This is a genomic window from Pectobacterium cacticida (genome assembly GCF_036885195.1).
GTDB lineage: Bacteria > Pseudomonadota > Gammaproteobacteria > Enterobacterales > Enterobacteriaceae > Pectobacterium > Pectobacterium cacticida.
Window position 1 is genome coordinate 2,934,231 of sequence record NZ_CP133656.1, and the last position, 17,893, is coordinate 2,952,123.

Genomic DNA, 17,893 nt, shown 5'->3' on the forward strand with positions numbered 1-17,893 from the left:
TGCGTTTAAAGGTGAAGATACCGGGGCTACCACGGCGTGAGGCACCTCAGCGGGGATTTATCCCGCTGAGGTGCCTGCAACGTTATTCATTCACGCGAGTTATTTCACCTGCTTACGCAACAGGTAAACAAAATAGGGCGCACCGATAAACGTCGCAAGGAGCCCCGCCGGAACCTGTGCCGGAAAGAGGATCATGCGGCCACACCAGTCCGCAATAACCATCAGCGCGCCACCAATCAATGCCGAACTGACGATTTGCGGCAACACGCGGTTAAAGCCCAGCATCCGCGCCATGTGCGGTGCCATCAGGCCGACAAAACTCATTGGCCCGACCATCAGTGTGGACAGCGCTGTCAGTACCGATGCCAGTAATAAAACCAGCAAGCGAACCGGCGTGACGGCCACGCCAAGCGCTCTGGCCGTCGTCGTGCCAAGCGGCAGGATCCGCAGCCAACGCTGACACAGCGGAACGATCGACAAAAGCAGGATGGCGATGACAGCCGTGCGTATCGCACCGACCGGTTCCACCGCATAAGTCGACCCCGATAACCAGGTCAGTACCGTTCCCATGCGCGGATCGCCACTCGCCAGCAGCAGTGCGACCACCGTGGAAAACGCCATACTCAGCGCGATCCCCGCCAGTAGCATACGTTGCGTAGAGAAACCGCCACGACTGGCGATAATGACCATGATCAATAGCGTTAACGCAGCCCCTGCGCTCCCGGCCGGAAGCAGCCACATAAACGCGTTGCCCGGAATAAAGAACAACAAAATAATGACGCCAAACGCAGCACCGGAGCTAATCCCCAACACTTCCGGGCTTCCCATCGGGTTACCCGTTAATTTCTGTATTAGCGTTCCCGCCACGGCCAGCATAATCCCGGCCGTCAGCGCCGCCAAAACCCGAGGCCAGCGCCATGAAAGCAACTGCGCAAAGACATCCCCCCCGCCCCACTGCCAGCCCTGCGCATCTTTCCCCAGCATTAGCGCGGTGATAACGACCATGCTCAACAATACGAAACCAAGCACCAACCATTTTCCCCATAGACGACGTTCACGCGTCGACGTGCTGCTACTGTCGATTATCACAGGCTGCGCGCCATTGCGTAGACGCGGCAGCAGCCATAGCAACAGCGGCGCGCCAATTAGCGCCGTCGCCGCCCCCGTCGGGATCTCAACCCACCCCCGGCTCAACCAGATAACGCCCTGATCGGCGATACCAAGCAGTAGCGCCCCCAGCAGCGGCGCGACTAAGAGGCGATGCAGCAAACGCCGCGCACCCAGCATTTTCGCCAGCAGCGGCGCAAACAGGCCGATAAATCCGATGATGCCCGCCGCATTGACCAGTTGCGCGCACAGAAAAATCCCTAACCCAAGCGCACTCAAGCGCGCCAGCGACAGCCCAAGCCCCAGATTGCGTGCGATACTATCATCCAGCCCCAATAACGTCAGTGGTCGAATCAGGAAAAAAGCCAGACAAAAACAGACCACGAGACGCGGGAAAACAAATTGCACATTACGCCAGTCCTGCTGATTCAACACGCCACTGCTCCAGAGAAACACGCTCTGAAGTTGTTCATGATAAAAGAGCATCAGTAGTTGGTTCACCGCGCTACAGTAGAAACTCAGCACCAACCCTGCCAGTATCAGGGTAACGGGCGATAAACGCTTCCCCCAGGCGATGCCAAACACCAGCACGCCAACCACCAGCGCGCCGATCATTGCCGCCGCCTGTTGGAGGCCCGCGCTGTCAGGTAGCGCCCACAGCGTCACCAGTGTGATTCCTAGCTGCGCGCCCGTAGCAATCCCCAGCGTTGACGGTTCGGCCAGTGGGTTACGCAAGACCTGCTGGAACAATACCCCGCACAGCCCCAGGCCGGCGCCAACCAGCAGCGCCAGCACCATACGCGGTAACAGACTGTGGTGAAACAAAAGCTGCGGCATGTTATTCGGAGCAGGCTGCACCGCGCTAGTGAACCACTGTGCCATCGGTAACTGCTGCTGCAAATTGTAGCCGCTCATGCCTAGCATCACGATCAGCAAAAAACCGATTACCGCCGCCGGTAACATGAACGGACGGCCCACGCGCTGGTGCGCATGAGGGGAATCGACAGACAGAGGATTAGACATGATTTCTCACCTCCATTGCCTGACTCAGGATGCGGCAAAAACGCATCGCCGAGAGCGTTCCACCATATAGCCAGACGGCAGGCACGCGCTGTAAACGCCGTTGACGCACAAAGGGCATCGCCTGCCAGAGCGGATTACTCTCAAGCTGTGCGCTAATGGCGCTATCACCATGTTCGAAGCAAAGCACGTTGGCGTCCTCAATTTCCGCCAGGCGTTCAATACCCACCATAGTGCTCCCCCAAAAGCTGGTTTCACCCTGCCAGGCGTTATCTATCCCAATATGATCCATCACTTCCTGAAAAAGGCTGTTTTTGGCGATGACCAGTACGTGTCGGCTATCGACCAGCGTGATAAGTAAAAGAGGTCGCTCGGTATACGGTTGTAATGCAATCTTTTCTTGCCGGAGAAACTGCGCCAGCTCCACCAGGTGCCGTTCTCCGGCTGCTTGCATATTTAGCGCATCGGCCAGTTTCATCACTGAGGCCTGCGCCGACGTCAGCGGCTTTCTCTCCGCATTGCTGAAACTAAAACCCAGCAGTGGGGCAATCCGTGACATTTTCGCCGCCGACGGCCCGTAACCTTCTGAATAAAGGATCAGCGACGGACGAATTTGCGTCAGCAACTCCAGATTCGGCTCGGTACGCAACCCGACATCGATCACTGACGCAGGCAACGTGGGTTCTTTCACCCAGAGGCCGTAATTGCGCTTATCGGCGATCGCAAAAGGTACGATGCCCAGCGCCAGAAGCAACTCAATTGGCAACCATTCCAGCGCGACAATGCGGTTTACATCGATGGCTGTGGTGGCAGATCGACTTGCCGCTGAATAAATCAGCGGCGATAACAGCAGCGCCGTCAATAAGCGGCGTCGGCCTATATCGTGATGAGAAGAAGCGATAAAATGTTCAGGCATCATTAGCGGGAACCCTGTTAATAAACAAAGCTGACCGGCGCGCCGCCTGCCGGATGAGGTAGGGTGCCCATCGGAATGCCGTAGATGGCTTCCAGCACGTCCCCTTGCATCAGCGCGACAGGCTCGCCCTGTGCCACCATTTTTCCCCCACGCAATGCCACCAGACGATCGCAGTAACGGGCCGCCATATTGATATCATGCAGCACCGCAATCACGGTAATGCCTCGTTCGCGGCTCATGCGCTGGATCAGCTCCAGCACCTCAACCTGATGCGCAATATCCAGCGCGGAAGTGGGTTCATCGAGTAATAGGCAGCGGCTATCCTGCGCCACCGTCATTGCTAGCCAGGCCCGCTGCCGTTCGCCGCCTGACAGGCTATCCACCAGACGATTAGCGAAAGGCTTTAGTCCTACCAGCGTAATGGCTTCTTCGACCTTTTCCCGATCGACAAGACCAAAACGGCCTAATGCGCCATGCCAGGGGTAACGCCCTACAGCAACCAACTCACGCACCGTCATCCCTTCGGCAGCAGGTAGCTGCTGTGGTAGATACGCGACCTGACGGGCAAATGTCTTGCTGTCCCAGCTTGCGATAGCCCGTTCTCCCAAATAGGCGGTGCCGCCGCTAGCGGGTTGATGACGCCCCAGAATTTTCAACAACGTCGATTTGCCTGAACCATTGTGTCCGATCAGTCCGCACACCTTTCCGACAGGAAAGGTGATGGAAAGCGGATGTAACAGCGTGCGCCCGGCGACGGCAAAGCTGACGTCATCCAGTCTGAAGGGGGTGTCAGGCAGTACAGTTTGATTTTGCATAGCGCTTTTGCTTGTTAGTGTCACGGATAGAAAAGGAGTAAACGGCGATCGCCATTCCTGTCATTATCAAACGGCATTCATACCGATCGAGCTAAAAGAGAACGATAATGATTACGATAAAGGCAGCATAATAGGCGTAACGGAATGCCAACCGCAAGACTTTTACCCGCCACCGCCAGCATGATACGACAGAGAAAGCGCTATCTGACGGAGTATTGGCAGCGTAAGAAAGGAACAAAAAATACCCCGGATTAACCGGGGCAATGCGGAGAGACTATTGTCCAAACATTTGTTTGATCCACCCAGGAACATCATCACTTGGTTGTTCCTGTTGCACAGAAGATGGCGCTGCGCTGGGCTGGCAGAGCGCCTGTGGATTATCGGTCCAAACGGGCAATACACGCCCGCCGCTGCTACCATCGCAAATAACGTTGCCGCTGGCATCCACCGTCATCGTGGTAATACCTTCCGGTGGCGTCAGCATCAGCGGTAATGGCGTCTGATTTTCCAGATAGCGACGATAGATCGTCAGCGCACCGTTCGCTCCGGTCAGTTTCGCCGGTCCGTTGTTATCACGCCCTACCCAGGCAATCGCCACTTCTTTACCGTCGATTCCGGCAAACCAGCTATCGCGAAGATCATTGGTAGTACCGGTTTTCGCCGCAAGGTGATAATTCGGGAATTTCACCGCCAGCGACCGTGACGTACCGCGTGCAACAACCTGCTGCATGCCATACAGCGTTAAATAAGCGGCTTGCGCTGGCACCGCTCGCTCAGCCTGTGGAAAACTCTGATACAGTACCGTGCCATCTTCCGCAATCACCGAGCGCAGCGAGGAAAGCGGCGCACGATTACCGCCGCTGGCGATCGTCTGATATTCTTGCGCCACTTCCATTGGCGTCAAGCTGATCGCCCCCAGTAGCATCGCTGGAACTGGCTCGATCACATTTTCCGGAATACCTAAACGTTTCAACGTTGCCGATACCTGGTCTAATCCTACGGCTATTCCCAGATTAACGGTCGGCACGTTAAGCGAGTGCGCCAACGCATCGACCAGCATCACACGCCCACGGAATTGACGATCGTAGTTCTTTGGCTGCCACAGTTGTCCGTTAGGCTGCTTGATCGATAACGGCTCATCCGCCAATAACGTATTCAGACGATACTTATCCGGCTGGCTGAGCGCGGTCAGATAGGTCGGCGGCTTTGCCAGCGATCCGACAGGTCGGCGTGCCTGTAGCGCACGGTTAAACCCGGCATATTGGGTTTGAGCACCGCCAACCATCGCGCGAACTTCGCCACTGAAACGATCGACGATAACCATCGCCGCTTCCAAATCGCTAACGTTGCGCGCAGCACGCAATGCCGGTATTCCGACTTCCACCGCTTTTTCCGCCGCATCCTGCGAGACCGGATCGAGTGTGGTAAAGATCTTCACGCCAGAGAGATCGTTAACCTTGTCACCTAACCGCTGTTGTAATTCCTGACGCACCAGTTGAATAAAGGCCGGTTGCGGGCTGATAACACCGCCTTTCGGCTGCACGCCCAACGGGCGCGCACTCAGCATGTTATACAGATCTTCATCAATTACCTGCTGATTTTGCAACAGACGCAAAACCAGATTACGTCGCTCTAAGGTAATCTTTGGGTTGCGCCACGGGTTATACAGTGACGCGCCTTTGACCATGCCTACCAATAGCGCCTGCTGGTCAAGACTCAATTCATTTACTGGACGACCGAAATAGTACAGGCTGGCGAGCGGGAACCCGCGAATCTGATCGCTACCGCTCTGACCGAGATACACTTCGTTCAAATACAGCTCAAGAATGCGATCCTTGCTGTAGCGATAATCCATGATCAGCGCCATATAGGCTTCATTGGCTTTACGCCACAGCGAACGTTCATTCGTCAGAAACAAATTCTTGACTAACTGCTGAGTTAACGTACTGCCGCCCTGTACGGCGCGTCCCGCGGTGATATTGGCTAAAAACGCCCGCCCAATGGAGAGCAGGCTGATGCCATCATGTTCATAGAAATGACGGTCTTCCGTCGCCACCAGCGTATCCACCAATAAATCGGGGAAACCGTTACGCGGCACGAACAAACGCTGTTCGCCATTCGGCGATTGCATCATGGTGATCAGCCTGGGATCGAGGCGAAAAAAACCGAAATTCCGCTGGTTGTCCATATTCTTAATCTGCGACAGGCGATCGTTGACAAAGGTTAGTCGCGCCTGGATTTGCCCCTCTTTCCCATCAGGGAAATCAAACGGACGGCGCAGCATATCGATGCTATTGCCACGCACGCTAAATTCCCCTGGACGAGTAATACGGCTTACCTGCCTGTATTGCATGCCTTCCAGCAGGCTGATCATCTCCTTCTGGCTATACGCCATTCCGGGTTCAAGGTTGACCATACGGCCATAAACGGCGGCGGGGAGTTGCCAGACTTTACCGTCAATGCGGCTACGGATCAGGCTGTCGAGATATACGCCATAGATCGCCATCGCTACGGCGAAGATCAGAAACAGCTTTATCATTAGCCCCAGCAAACGCCGTTTTCGTTGTGGTTTTCGCGTCATCGCGTCATCACCATCCTCGTCGTCCTCTTCATAGTCATCGTCGTCATCCCTACGACGTCGTGTAGTGGATTTGCGTTCCAGCTTACGTTTTGGCGCTTTCCCTATGCGTCCGATTGGTTCGCGGTCGTCCCGAGACATTACAATAACTTCTCCATCCGGTTGTGTGCGGCCATCAACGTTACGCTTAAGCCGCCTACTCTGTTTCCAGCCCCTTTTCTGAGGAAGCGGAAACGTCTGAAATTAGTGATTTTGATACTTTCGAGTGCGTCTCGTCGGTACCGTGTTCGCCGGATCGTCCGGCCAGAGATGCTTGGGATACCGTCCTTTCATTTCTTTTTGTACTTCTCGGTAAGCGCCTTGCCAAAATGCGGCCAAATCGCGCGTAATTTGCAGTGGTCGCTGCGCTGGCGACAACAGTTCTAATACCAGCGCCACACGCCCTTCCGCCAACCGCGGACTTTGCTGCTCGCCGAACATCTCCTGCATGCGCACGGATAATACTGGTGGCTTATCGTCATAATAAGCAATCGGCAAACGACTGCCGCCCGGCGCCGTATAGTGTGTGGGCAGCGCATTATCCAACCGCTGGCGCTGTGGCCAGTCCAACAACCGCAGCAGCGCCTCACTCAAATTAATTTGGCGTAGCGCACGTAAATCCCGCACGCCGGACAGCGACGGCTGTAACCAGGTTTCCAGCGTAGCCACCAGCGTGTCGTCATCTACTGGCGGCCAGTCAACTTCAGGCATCCACTGGCGTGCGCATTGTAGCCGGGCGCGTAACTGTAACGCTGACGCATCCCAGTTTAGTGCCTGTAGCCCGCGATCACGAATCCAGAGTAACAGCGCTTGCTGTAATGCCTCATCGGAAGGCTTGCTCAATGGGCGTGAACGTAGCGTCAAACAACCTATCTGGTCGCGCTGACTGGCGCGCAGCGTACCCTTTTCTTCGTCCCAGCGCACCACATTATGTTCATTTATTAATCTGGGCAGCCGTCGTTCCAGCCGTTCAATATCTAGCGGCAACGCCAGCAGTATCCGCGCATCCGCGCTTTGATTATTCTGTAAGAGCGCCGGAGTCAGCAACCACTCCGTACCCGACAGCGCGTCATCAGCCGACATCATCGCGCCACTTCCGTTAGCCAGTAGGTAACGCCCATCCTGACTACGCCGCCGGGCGATACGATCGGGGAAAGCCAGTGCCAATAATTCATCAGCGACACGGCTATCAATCCGTCCGACGTCAAGGGTACGTCCCGACCTTGCCGACAAACGACGCGTTAACTGTTTTGCCCGTTGCAGCCAATGCGGTAAAGGACGATGCAGCCAATCGGCCAGATTGATCGACCCGTTTCGCGGCGGCTCTTCGAGTATCGCCGCTAAACACCCCGCGGTGGCTAACACGTCAGGGCTTTGCTGTGAGGCGGCAAACAGCATCGTCGCCAGACGCGCGTCGCAGCCTAGCGCCGCGATCTTCCGCCCTTCGGCGCTTAACCGCTGCTTCTCATCGATAATGCCGAGCTGATGCAGCAGGCGACGGGCGGCGTGGAGCGCAGGCGCTGGGGGAATATCCAACCAGGTTAACTGCGTCACATCGGTGCATCCCCACTGTAATAAGTCCAACCAAACGCTGGTTAAATCACTATGCAATATCTCCGCTTCGCTTTGCGCCGCGGCGCGTTCTGCCTGTTCGCGAGAGCACAGATGCCAGCAAATACCGGGGCTTAAACGCCCGGCACGTCCGGCACGCTGCACCATGGAAGCCTGGCTGATTCGCTGTGTCACGAGTCGCGTGATACCGCTTTTCACATCAAAGATTGCGACACGTTCAAGACCGCTGTCGACGACTAGCCGGATCCCTTCAATGGTCAGACTGGTTTCAGCAATATTGGTGGCCAACACCACTTTGCGACGACCTGGATTCGCAGGCAGGATCGCCTTTTGCTGCTCCGCCAGCGTCAATGCGCCATACAAGGGACAGAGATCCGTCTCGCTCGATATGCTATTCGCCAGTAGCGCTTGCACACGATGGATCTCCGCCACGCCGGGCAAAAAAAGCAACAGTGAACCCTCTTCTACACTGAGCAATCGTCGTACCTGTCGCGCCACCCCCTCTTCCAAACGCTCCTGATGGTTCAGAGGAACGTAATATCGCGTAACCGGATGACTGCGGCCTTCGGAAACGACGCAGAGGGCCTGCGGTAACAGCGCCGCCAATCGCGTATTATCGAGCGTCGCAGACATAATCAGCAGTTTTAAATCCTCGCGCAGCCCCTGCTGTACATCCAGTAGCAGCGCCAAGGCCACATCCCCCTGCACGCTACGCTCATGGAATTCATCAAGGATAATCAGCGCCACGCCTTGCAGCGCCGCATCCTGTTGCAATAAACGGGTCAACATGCCTTCAGTCACCACTTCCAATCTTGTGGCGTCGCTTACGCGGCTCTCCGCACGCATGCGATAACCGATCGTTTGCCCCGGTTCTTCCCCTAACTGTTGTGCCAATCGCCAGGCGACGCTTTTGGCGGCCAGGCGACGCGGCTCCAGCATGATGATTCGCCCTGGTAATTTACCCTGTTGCAGTAATTGTAACGGTAGCCAGGTTGATTTCCCCGCCCCGGTTGGGGCATTGAGCAGCACCTGAGGCGCGGTATGCAGCGCGGTAATCACATCGTCCAGCACGGCGCTGACAGGCGGTAAAATCACAACCCTCTCCCCATAAGGTTAACTTTTAGCGACGCACATTGTAGCATCTGGACAAATATCGCCTTAGATGGAATCCACAATCCGCAGGATGCCCCCCTAGTAATAAACAGGAGAAAAATGGACTATACCCCACGTTTACAACCTGCTCGATTGATTAAACGTTACAAACGTTTTTTAGCCGATATTGTCACCCCAGAGGGGAGGCAACTCACTCTCCATTGCGCTAATACGGGGGCGATGACGGGCTGTGCGACACCCGGCGATACCGTTTGGTATACGACTTCCGATAACCCTAAGCGTAAATATCCGCATAGTTGGGAGCTGACAGAAACATCGCAACACCACTGGATTTGCGTCAATACTTTGCGTGCCAACACATTATTATCCGAAGCATTAATGGACAATCGCATTGCGGAATTGTCAGGCTACTCGGTGGTAAAAAAGGAAGTCAGATATGGTTCAGAAAATAGCCGCATAGACTTACTTTTACAGGCACCGGATAGGATTGACTGCTATATTGAGGTGAAATCTGTCACATTGTTGCAACATGGATGTGGTTACTTTCCTGATGCAGTGACACTCAGAGGGCAGAAGCATCTGCGTGAACTCCATCAGATGGTTTCCAATGGAAAGCGTGCAGTACTCTTTTTCGCCGTGCTCCATTCCGGAATCCATCAGGTTTCACCCGCCCGACATATTGATTCACGCTATGCGGAATTATTTACCGCCGCACAGCGAGCGGGGGTTGAAATTATATGTTACGGCGCCACATTGTGCCCCGATGGTATTTCATTAACACATAGACTACCGTTGTTGGGATGAGGCATAAGCATTGCATAACACGCCAGATAGACCGCCAAAGGCGTAACACATTGTTTATTATTTAATGTAGGAAGGTTGTTCCTCACACTTTATCAGGTCGGTGTCAGGAAGCATTGCCAACCCCATCTTCATCTGCTATTTATAGCGGCCTGTTTTTTCCCCCATTTGGGGCCGATATACCCAGATCGTTGAAGTTTTGCTTAGTAACACCGCAACTTCACGACATAAACGGGTATTATGCGTGTCGTGTTATGTAGGAGAAGCAACATGCAAGAAGGGCAAAACCGTAAGACATCTTCTCTGAGCATTCTCGCAATTGCCGGAGTAGAGCCGTACCAGGAGAAGCCGGGCGAAGAGTATATGAATGACGCTCAGCTAGCTCATTTCAAGCGTATTCTTGAAGCATGGCGCAACCAACTCATGAATGAAGTGGATCGTACTGTCTCGCACATGCGCGATGAGGCCGCTAATTTTCCCGACCCCGTGGATCGCGCCGCGCAGGAAGAAGAGTTCAGTCTGGAGCTACGTAACCGTGACCGTGAGCGCAAATTGATCAAAAAGATCGCGAAAACGCTACAAAAGATCGAGGATGAGGATTTCGGATTCTGCGAATCCTGTGGCGTCGAGATTGGCATCCGCCGTTTGGAGGCTCGTCCAACTGCCGATCTGTGTATCGACTGTAAGACACTGGCGGAGATACGCGAAAAACAAATGGCGGGGTAACCTTCCTATCCGGTTTCGGCTTCTGCCACAGGCAGCAGCCGAAACCGGAATATTGATTGTGGTTGAATGATGTTCTTTTCCCTATCTTCTGTCTGGATGATAGGTTGACGAGATAGCACCCATTTCTTATGTCCGAAACCGTTGGTTTTACTCAATCCGACCGCTATGTCGGACGCTTTGCCCCCTCCCCTTCTGGCGACCTGCATTTTGGCTCGCTCATTGCCGCACTCGGTAGTTATCTACAGGCGCGTTCTCAGCAAGGGCGCTGGCTGGTACGTATTGAAGACATCGACCCACCACGGGAAATTCCCGGCGCAGCGTCTCGCATCCTCCAGCAGTTAGAACACTATGGCCTATACTGGGATGGCGATGTCATGTACCAGTCTCAGCGCCATGCGCGTTACCACGAAATCCTTCAGCAGCTACAGCAACAGGGAATGAGCTATTACTGCACCTGTACGCGTAGCCGCATTCAACAATTAGGCGGGCGCTATGACGGACATTGTCGCACCCTCAATTTGCCTGACAAAAACGCCGCACTACGCTTGCGTCAGACAATGCCGGTATTTCACTTCCACGACAGGCTACGTGGCGAGCTATATGCTGACGCGGCGCTCGCTCAGGAAGATTTTATTATTCGCCGTCGTGACGGACTGTTCGCCTATAATCTGGCCGTGGTGATCGACGATAACGATCAGGGCGTCACGGAGATCGTGCGCGGCGCCGATCTTATCGAACCTACCGTCAGGCAACTTTCGCTCTACCAACAACTCGGCTATGCGATCCCAACCTATGTGCATCTGCCGCTGGTTCTAAATGAAGAGGGAAACAAACTTTCCAAACAGAATCATGCACCGGCGCTGCCACACGGCGATCCGCGTCCCGTGCTACTTGCCGCGCTACAATTTTTGCACCAGCCGCTGCCGGAAAATGGGCAAGATATGTCGCTTTCAGCCCTTATTGCCTGGGCTATCGCGCACTGGTCTCTGGAACGCGTCCCGTTAGAGGCGGCAATAAACGCGTCCGCGATCACATCAGCATTCTCAAAGGGGAATTGGTGAGCTATGATTAGCCGCTATTTTTAGTGATACGTTTTTGACGCTATCACGCTCGTGGGCCGTTACCGGGACAATGTTGAAAAGAGATTCCGGTCGTTGTTAGCTGTGCCACTGATTATCCATGACTATCGAGGTGTATTATCTTTTCCCGAGTTGCTAATTTTTGCCGTAAAGTATTGAATCGTGAGAACGAAAGCGTTGAACCACAGGAGCCGCCTCGCCCTCTGACGGTGATCCCGCGTGATCAACATACTATTTCACGCAGCGATATCAGCGATAATGCGCTGAAAGTACTTTATCGCCTGAACAAAGCGGGCTACGAGGCTTATCTGGTTGGCGGCGGCGTGCGCGATCTGCTGTTAGGCAAAAAGCCAAAAGATTTCGATATCACCACCAACGCTACGCCGGACCAGGTGCGCAAGTTATTCCGCAATTGCCGTTTGGTCGGTCGTCGTTTCCGCCTTGCTCATATTATGTTTGGGCCTGAGGTCATTGAGGTCGCCACGTTCCGCGGCCATCACGATCAGCATCAGGAACAACAGGAAGTTAAGAATTCCTCTCAGCAAGCGCAGAGCGGTATGCTATTACGCGACAATGTTTTCGGGTCGGTTGAAGAAGACGCTCAACGCCGCGATTTTTCGATCAATAGCCTCTATTACAACATCTCTGATTTCAGCGTTCACGACTATACCGGTGGCCTGAACGATCTGCGTCAAGGCGTCATTCGTATGATTGGCGATCCTGAGACGCGCTATCGTGAAGATCCGGTGCGAATGCTGCGCGCTGTCCGTTTCGCCGCCAAATTAAACATGACGATCAGTCCAGAAACCGCCGAACCCATTCCTCGTTTATCTCCGCTATTGCACGACATTCCTGCGGCTCGGATGTTTGAAGAAGCGCTGAAGCTGCTCCAATCGGGTTATGGTTATGCGACTTACAAATTGCTGTGTGAATATCAGCTGTTCCAACCGCTTTTCCCACTGCTAAGTCGCCATTTCACGCCTGAAGGCGACTCTACGTTAGAGCGTATGATCAAGCAGGTTCTCAAAAACACCGACCAACGCTTGCAAAATAACATGCGCGTCAATCCGGCATTTTTGTTCTCTGCCATGCTGTGGTATCCGCTGGTTGAACACGCGCAGAAATTGGCTCAGGAAGGCGGCCTCGCCTATTTCGATGCTTTTTCACTCGCGATGAACGACATTCTGGATGAACAGTGCCGTTCTCTGGCGATACCTAAGCGTATTACGTCCTTAGTGCGAGATATTTGGCAGCTACAAACCCGCCTGTCTCGTCGTCATGGTAAACGCGCCTATAAACTGATGGAACATCCAAAATTCCGCGCCGCGTATGATCTACTATGCTTACGTGCCGAAATCGAAAATCATCAGGAACTGCTGCGTTTGGCCCAATGGTGGGGAGAATTTCAGGTTGCCCCACCGCCACGTCAGCAAGCCATGCTGAGATCTCTGGATGACGGCCCGCTACCCCACCGTCGTTCTCGCCCTCGTCGACCACGCAAACCAGCAGTGGCGCGCCGGGATCAAGCCTGATGGCGCGTGTCTATGTAGCGCTGGGCAGTAATCTTGCCCAGCCGTTGTTACAGGTGCGCGCGGCCTTGTCTGCTCTGGATTCCATCCCTCATACCCGCGTCGTTTGCTGTTCCTCTTTTTATCGTAGCCGCCCGCTTGGCCCACAAGATCAACCGGATTATCTCAATGCGGTCGTTGAACTAGAGACCACCTTAGCGGCAGAATCGCTGCTCGACCACACTCAGGCAATTGAGCAAGACCAAGGTCGAGAACGCAAAGAACATCGCTGGGGACCACGCACCTTGGATCTAGATATTCTGCTGTTCGACAATTTGATCATTCGAACCGAACGCCTGACCGTTCCGCATTATGATATGAAGAATCGCGAATTCATGCTCTATCCGCTCGCGGAGATCGCCCCTGATCTACGCTTTCCCGACGGAGAAACACTCGCCCAGCGGTTAACTCAAGTCGATCGCAATGGATTAACGCTATGGGACAATCGGTCGTAGAATAACAAGAGGCCGTCTGGGAAAATCTTCACCCAACATTATCGCCTCTGTTACTTGCCATACGACGGAGGTATCGTTACACGTCTGCTTACATTAGAATGTTTCTCTTAATGTTTTACCCTATTGACATAGGAAGACCGTCATGAAACCGACGACTATTTCCCATTTGCGCCAATGGAAACAAGAGAAACGGAAATTCGCCACGATCACCGCTTACGACGCCAGTTTTTCTCGCCTGTTTTTTGAACAGGGCATCCGCGTGATGCTGGTCGGTGATTCTTTGGGTATGACGGTACAGGGTCACGGTTCTACATTGCCCGTGACGACATGCGATATTGTTTATCATACGCAGTGCGTCCGTCGCGGCGCACCGCAGGCCTTAGTCCTCTCCGACATGCCTTTTATGACCTATGCCACGCCAGAACAAACCTTCAGTCAGGCCGCAGAACTGATGCGCGCCGGTGCCAATATGGTGAAGCTGGAAGGCGGAAGCTGGCTTGCGCCGACAGTGAGCATGCTCACGGAACGCGCCGTGCCCGTGTGTGGTCATTTAGGGCTGACGCCGCAGTCCGTCAATATCTTCGGTGGTTACAAAATCCAGGGGCGCAATGAAGATGATGCCAATCAATTGCTGGCCGATGCGCGCGCGCTTGAAGCCGCAGGCGCCCAGTTGCTGGTGCTGGAATGCGTTCCCGTCGCATTGGCTAAACGCGTCACAGATGCGCTGTCGATTCCGGTGATCGGTATTGGCGCTGGCAATGTTACCGACGGTCAGATTTTGGTGATGCACGATGCCTTAGGTATTACCGGTGACAATACCCCCACGTTCGCCAAGAACTTTTTGGCGCAGAGTGGTGATATTCGCACCGCAGTGCGGTTATATGTACAAGAAGTAGAACAAGGTATTTATCCGGCCGACGCGCATTCGTTTCATTAACTCATGTAGGTGACTGAAACGCAGTAGCCCCCGGTATTTCGGTCTTAAACGATCGATATTCATTCCATAATCAATCTGTTGTAAGGAGTACGGGCGTGTTAATTATCGAAACTCCTCTACTGTTGCGCCGTGAAATTCGTCGTTGGCGACAGGAAGGAAAACGTATTGCGTTAGTTCCCACCATGGGGAATCTGCATGATGGGCATATGACGCTAGTTGATGAGGCAAGGGCGCGCGCTGATATCGTTGTTGTCAGCGTGTTTGTTAATCCCATGCAGTTTGAGCGACCCGATGATTTGGCCAGTTACCCGCGAACGTTGCAAGAAGACTGCGAGAAATTGAATCGCCGTGGCGCCGATCTGGTTTTCGCTCCCAGCCCAGATGTGATATACCCAAATGGCCTGGCGTCGCAAACCTTTGTCGATGTGCCGGGCCTGTCTTCTATGTTGGAAGGCGCCAGCCGCCCCGGTCACTTTCGCGGTGTTGCTACTATCGTCAGCAAGCTCTTTAATTTGGTACAGCCGGACGTCGCTTGCTTCGGTGAAAAGGATTACCAACAGCTAGCGCTGATTCGGCAGCTTGTCCGTGATATGGGGTATGACATTGATATTATTGGCGTCCCTATCGTGCGGGCGAAAGACGGTTTGGCTCTGAGTTCACGCAATGGCTATCTCAGTGCCGAAGAGCGTCAGCGTGCACCGACGCTATATAAACTGATGATGGCGCTGTCGGCACAATTAAAAGAAGGCGATCGCCAGATAGATACCTTGCTGGAACAGACAGCAGAAAAGCTACGCGAAGCAGGCTTTACGCCTGATGAACTGTTTATCCGCGATGCAGATACGCTGCAACCATTGAGCGCCGCCAGTACGCGTGCCGTGATCTTGATGGCTGCCTGGTTAGGCAAGGCTAGATTGATTGATAACCACCAGGTTGATTTGACTGTATAAATCGAGGTAATAAAGAATGATACGCACTATGCTGCAAGGCAAGCTGCACCGGGTCAAAGTCACTCAGGCTGACTTGAATTATGAAGGCTCTTGCGCCATCGATCAGGATTTTCTGGAAGCAGCAGGCATTCTGGAATATGAAGCGATTGATATCTACAACGTTGATAACGGTCAGCGTTTCTCAACTTATGCCATTGCTGGCGAAAGGGGTTCACGGATTATCTCGGTGAACGGCGCCGCTGCGCGCTGCGCCTGTGTCGGCGACAAGCTGATTATCTGTTCCTACGTACAGATGCCCGACGAACAGGCCAGAGAACATCACCCCAAAGTAGCCTATTTTTCTGGCGATAACGAGTTGCAACGCAAGGCAAAAGCCATTCCGGTTCAGGTAGCCTAATCGCTAATAAGCAAAAGGCGGTGTTACCACCGCCTATATGAATACAACGCCGACAGCTACGTCCGCAGCCCGCGTCCGCGTTCGATCAACCACCACACCAACAGATAAAATACCACAATAAAGGCGATCAACACCGACATCGTAAACAGCAGCGGGACGTCTTGAACCCCAAGAAAGCCGTAACGAAAGCCGCTGATCATATACACCACCGGATTCAGTTTAGAGACATCCTGCCAGAATGGCGGCAATAGCGTCAGCGAGTAAAACACCCCGCCCAGATAGGTCAGCGGCGTCAACACAAACGTCGGGATCAGGCTAATATCATCAAAGGTCTTGGCGAAGACCGCATTCAGTAACCCCGCCAGAGAAAATAGCATCGCCGTCAATAGTAGCGTTAGGACAATAATCCACCAGGCGTGAACATGTAACGGAACGAAAAATAAGGATATGGCCGTGACCAGTACGCCAACGCACACACCGCGCGCGATCCCGCCTCCGATATAACCCATAATGATCACGTGTGTTGGTACTGGGGCAACCAGCAATTCTTCAATATTGTGTTGAAACTTGGCGCTGAAAAAAGAGGAGGCAACATTGGCATAAGCGTTAGTAATCACCGCCATCATGATTAGACCAGGCACAATAAATTGCATGTAACTAAAACCGTGCATTTCACCAATACGCGACCCTATCAGATTACCAAAAATAATAAAATACAACGTCATGGTGATCACAGGCGGCACCAGCGTCTGGATCCAGATCCGGCCGAATCGGGTGATTTCTTTAACCCAGATACTTTGTAGCGCCACCCAATACAACTGTATCATGCTTTTTCTCCCTTACGATTCACCCCGTTCCCGTTCACTAATGTGACAAACAACTCTTCCAGCCGGTTCGCTTTATTGCGCATGCTTAATATCGTTATCCCCTGTGCGCTAAGCTGACTAAATAATGCGTTTAAGCCTTGTTCGCGCATCACATCCACTTCCAACGTTGACGTATCTATCAGGCGGAAAGCGTAACCTTCGAGCTGCGGTAGCGGGCTTTTCGGCGCTAAATCAAAAATAAATGTCTCGGACTTCAGTTGAGCAAGCAGCTGCTTCATAGAGGTATTTTCCACCAGCTCTCCCCGCTGGATGATCCCGATATTACGGCACAGCATTTCCGCCTCTTCCAGATAGTGTGTCGTCAGGATAATCGTGGTGCCTTGTGCGTTCAGTTCTTTTAGAAAACCCCACATGGAGCGGCGGAGTTCAATATCCACACCCGCCGTTGGTTCGTCCAGAATCAGCAGTTTCGGCTCATGCATTAACGCACGGGCAATCATCAGGCGGCGCTTCATTCCGCCAGACAACATCATCGCCTTTTCGTTGCGTTTACTCCACAAATCCAACTGTTTCAGATACTTTTCGGCTCTTTGCAAGGCATCCTGCCGTTTCACGCCATAATAGCCCGCCTGATTGACCACAATCTGTAATACCGTTTCGAACGGGTTGAAGTTAAATTCCTGCGGAACCAGCCCTAACTGGCGTTTAGCATTCACCTTATCTAACTCAAGGTCGTAGCCAAAAACACGAACGTTGCCTGCGGTTTTATTCACCAGCGAGCTGACAATCCCAATTGTGGTGGATTTTCCCGCCCCATTGGGCCCCAGCAGCGCGTAGAAATCCCCCGCGTCTACGTTTAGGTTGATTCCTCGTAACGCCTCGACGCCTCCCGGATAGGTTTTGGTTAACTGCGCCAGTTCCAGTGCATATGTCATAAGAAATGGATTGCCTTATTATCAGTGAGTTCTACAGATTCGAAGTTACGACGAGTAT

The 17,893-nt window shown here is 53.4% G+C and carries 15 protein-coding genes; 8 read left to right on the forward strand and 7 right to left on the reverse strand.

Features of this window, described 5'->3' with window-relative positions; all coding sequences use genetic code 11:
- Positions 1–99: 99 nt before the first annotated feature.
- From fhuB to hrpB, 5 genes are all read right to left on the reverse strand, one after another.
- Positions 100–2,130 carry a Fe(3+)-hydroxamate ABC transporter permease FhuB gene (gene fhuB, locus RFN81_RS13465; protein WP_264496312.1) on the reverse strand — a complete coding sequence of 677 codons (2,031 nt, stop codon included), beginning with the start codon at positions 2,128–2,130 and terminating at the stop codon, positions 100–102.
- Positions 2,123–3,046, reverse strand: coding sequence for a Fe(3+)-hydroxamate ABC transporter substrate-binding protein FhuD (fhuD, locus tag RFN81_RS13470; protein WP_264496313.1), 924 nt, complete (start codon positions 3,044–3,046; stop codon positions 2,123–2,125). The genes fhuB and fhuD overlap by 8 nt, the downstream gene beginning before the upstream one ends.
- A gap of 14 nt (positions 3,047–3,060) precedes the next feature.
- Positions 3,061–3,858: a Fe3+-hydroxamate ABC transporter ATP-binding protein FhuC gene (gene fhuC / locus RFN81_RS13475; protein WP_264496314.1), complete on the reverse strand. Its 798-nt coding sequence runs from the start codon at positions 3,856–3,858 to the stop codon at positions 3,061–3,063.
- Between the two features lie 274 nt (positions 3,859–4,132).
- Positions 4,133–6,577 (reverse strand): bifunctional glycosyl transferase/transpeptidase, encoded by a 2,445-nt coding sequence (gene mrcB / locus RFN81_RS13480; RefSeq protein ID WP_264496315.1) that lies wholly within the window; start codon positions 6,575–6,577, stop codon positions 4,133–4,135.
- Positions 6,578–6,679: 102 nt separating this feature from the next.
- Complete coding sequence (hrpB, locus tag RFN81_RS13485; protein ID WP_264496316.1) at positions 6,680–9,142, reverse strand: ATP-dependent helicase HrpB; 2,463 nt, start codon at positions 9,140–9,142, stop codon at positions 6,680–6,682.
- Positions 9,143–9,259: 117 nt separating this feature from the next.
- On the opposite strand from hrpB, the gene sfsA reads away from it, so the two are divergent.
- From sfsA to panD, 8 genes are all read left to right on the forward strand, one after another.
- On the forward strand, positions 9,260–9,964 hold the full coding sequence (sfsA, locus tag RFN81_RS13490) for a DNA/RNA nuclease SfsA (RefSeq protein ID WP_264496317.1): 705 nt from the start codon (positions 9,260–9,262) through the stop codon (positions 9,962–9,964).
- A 267-nt stretch (positions 9,965–10,231) separates the two neighbouring features.
- Positions 10,232–10,687 carry an RNA polymerase-binding protein DksA gene (gene dksA / locus RFN81_RS13495; RefSeq protein ID WP_264496318.1) on the forward strand — a complete coding sequence of 152 codons (456 nt, stop codon included), beginning with the start codon at positions 10,232–10,234 and terminating at the stop codon, positions 10,685–10,687.
- Positions 10,688–10,815: 128 nt separating this feature from the next.
- Positions 10,816–11,748: a tRNA glutamyl-Q(34) synthetase GluQRS gene (gluQRS, locus tag RFN81_RS13500; protein WP_264496319.1), complete on the forward strand. Its 933-nt coding sequence runs from the start codon at positions 10,816–10,818 to the stop codon at positions 11,746–11,748.
- 137 nt (positions 11,749–11,885) lie between these two features.
- Positions 11,886–13,298, forward strand: coding sequence for a polynucleotide adenylyltransferase PcnB (gene pcnB / locus RFN81_RS13505; RefSeq protein WP_264498978.1), 1,413 nt, complete (start codon positions 11,886–11,888; stop codon positions 13,296–13,298).
- A complete protein-coding gene (gene folK, locus RFN81_RS13510; protein ID WP_264496320.1) occupies positions 13,298–13,789 on the forward strand; it encodes a 2-amino-4-hydroxy-6-hydroxymethyldihydropteridine diphosphokinase in 492 nt (163 codons plus the stop codon). Before pcnB ends, folK begins: the two co-directional genes overlap by 1 nt.
- A gap of 142 nt (positions 13,790–13,931) precedes the next feature.
- Positions 13,932–14,726: a 3-methyl-2-oxobutanoate hydroxymethyltransferase gene (gene panB / locus RFN81_RS13515; protein WP_264496321.1), complete on the forward strand. Its 795-nt coding sequence runs from the start codon at positions 13,932–13,934 to the stop codon at positions 14,724–14,726.
- A 95-nt stretch (positions 14,727–14,821) separates the two neighbouring features.
- Complete coding sequence (panC, locus tag RFN81_RS13520) at positions 14,822–15,676, forward strand: pantoate--beta-alanine ligase (RefSeq protein WP_264496322.1); 855 nt, start codon at positions 14,822–14,824, stop codon at positions 15,674–15,676.
- 16 nt (positions 15,677–15,692) lie between these two features.
- Entirely contained in the window at positions 15,693–16,073 is a 381-nt protein-coding gene (panD, locus tag RFN81_RS13525; protein ID WP_264496323.1) for an aspartate 1-decarboxylase, read from the forward strand.
- 56 nt (positions 16,074–16,129) lie between these two features.
- On the opposite strand, the gene RFN81_RS13530 is transcribed toward panD, so the two are convergent.
- Both RFN81_RS13530 and RFN81_RS13535 read right to left on the reverse strand, forming a co-directional pair.
- Complete coding sequence (locus tag RFN81_RS13530) at positions 16,130–16,900, reverse strand: ABC transporter permease (protein WP_264496324.1); 771 nt, start codon at positions 16,898–16,900, stop codon at positions 16,130–16,132.
- Complete coding sequence (locus RFN81_RS13535) at positions 16,897–17,835, reverse strand: ABC transporter ATP-binding protein (RefSeq protein WP_264496325.1); 939 nt, start codon at positions 17,833–17,835, stop codon at positions 16,897–16,899. Before RFN81_RS13535 ends, RFN81_RS13530 begins: the two co-directional genes overlap by 4 nt.
- Positions 17,836–17,893: the final 58 nt, after the last annotated feature.

What these genes read in the sequence shown, in the direction of transcription:
- fhuB (WP_264496312.1), bottom strand. Translation starts at nt 2,130, where the DNA reads ATGTCTAATCCTCTGTCTGTCGATTCCCCTCATGCGCACCAGCGCGTG.
- fhuD (WP_264496313.1), bottom strand. Translation starts at nt 3,046, where the DNA reads ATGATGCCTGAACATTTTATCGCTTCTTCTCATCACGATATAGGCCGA.
- fhuC (WP_264496314.1), bottom strand. Translation starts at nt 3,858, where the DNA reads ATGCAAAATCAAACTGTACTGCCTGACACCCCCTTCAGACTGGATGAC.
- mrcB (WP_264496315.1), bottom strand. Translation starts at nt 6,577, where the DNA reads ATGTCTCGGGACGACCGCGAACCAATCGGACGCATAGGGAAAGCGCCA.
- sfsA (WP_264496317.1), top strand. Translation starts at nt 9,260, where the DNA reads ATGGACTATACCCCACGTTTACAACCTGCTCGATTGATTAAACGTTAC.
- dksA (WP_264496318.1), top strand. Translation starts at nt 10,232, where the DNA reads ATGCAAGAAGGGCAAAACCGTAAGACATCTTCTCTGAGCATTCTCGCA.
- gluQRS (WP_264496319.1), top strand. Translation starts at nt 10,816, where the DNA reads ATGTCCGAAACCGTTGGTTTTACTCAATCCGACCGCTATGTCGGACGC.
- folK (WP_264496320.1), top strand. Translation starts at nt 13,298, where the DNA reads ATGGCGCGTGTCTATGTAGCGCTGGGCAGTAATCTTGCCCAGCCGTTG.
- panB (WP_264496321.1), top strand. Translation starts at nt 13,932, where the DNA reads ATGAAACCGACGACTATTTCCCATTTGCGCCAATGGAAACAAGAGAAA.
- panD (WP_264496323.1), top strand. Translation starts at nt 15,693, where the DNA reads ATGATACGCACTATGCTGCAAGGCAAGCTGCACCGGGTCAAAGTCACT.
- RFN81_RS13530 (WP_264496324.1), bottom strand. Translation starts at nt 16,900, where the DNA reads ATGATACAGTTGTATTGGGTGGCGCTACAAAGTATCTGGGTTAAAGAA.
- RFN81_RS13535 (WP_264496325.1), bottom strand. Translation starts at nt 17,835, where the DNA reads ATGACATATGCACTGGAACTGGCGCAGTTAACCAAAACCTATCCGGGA.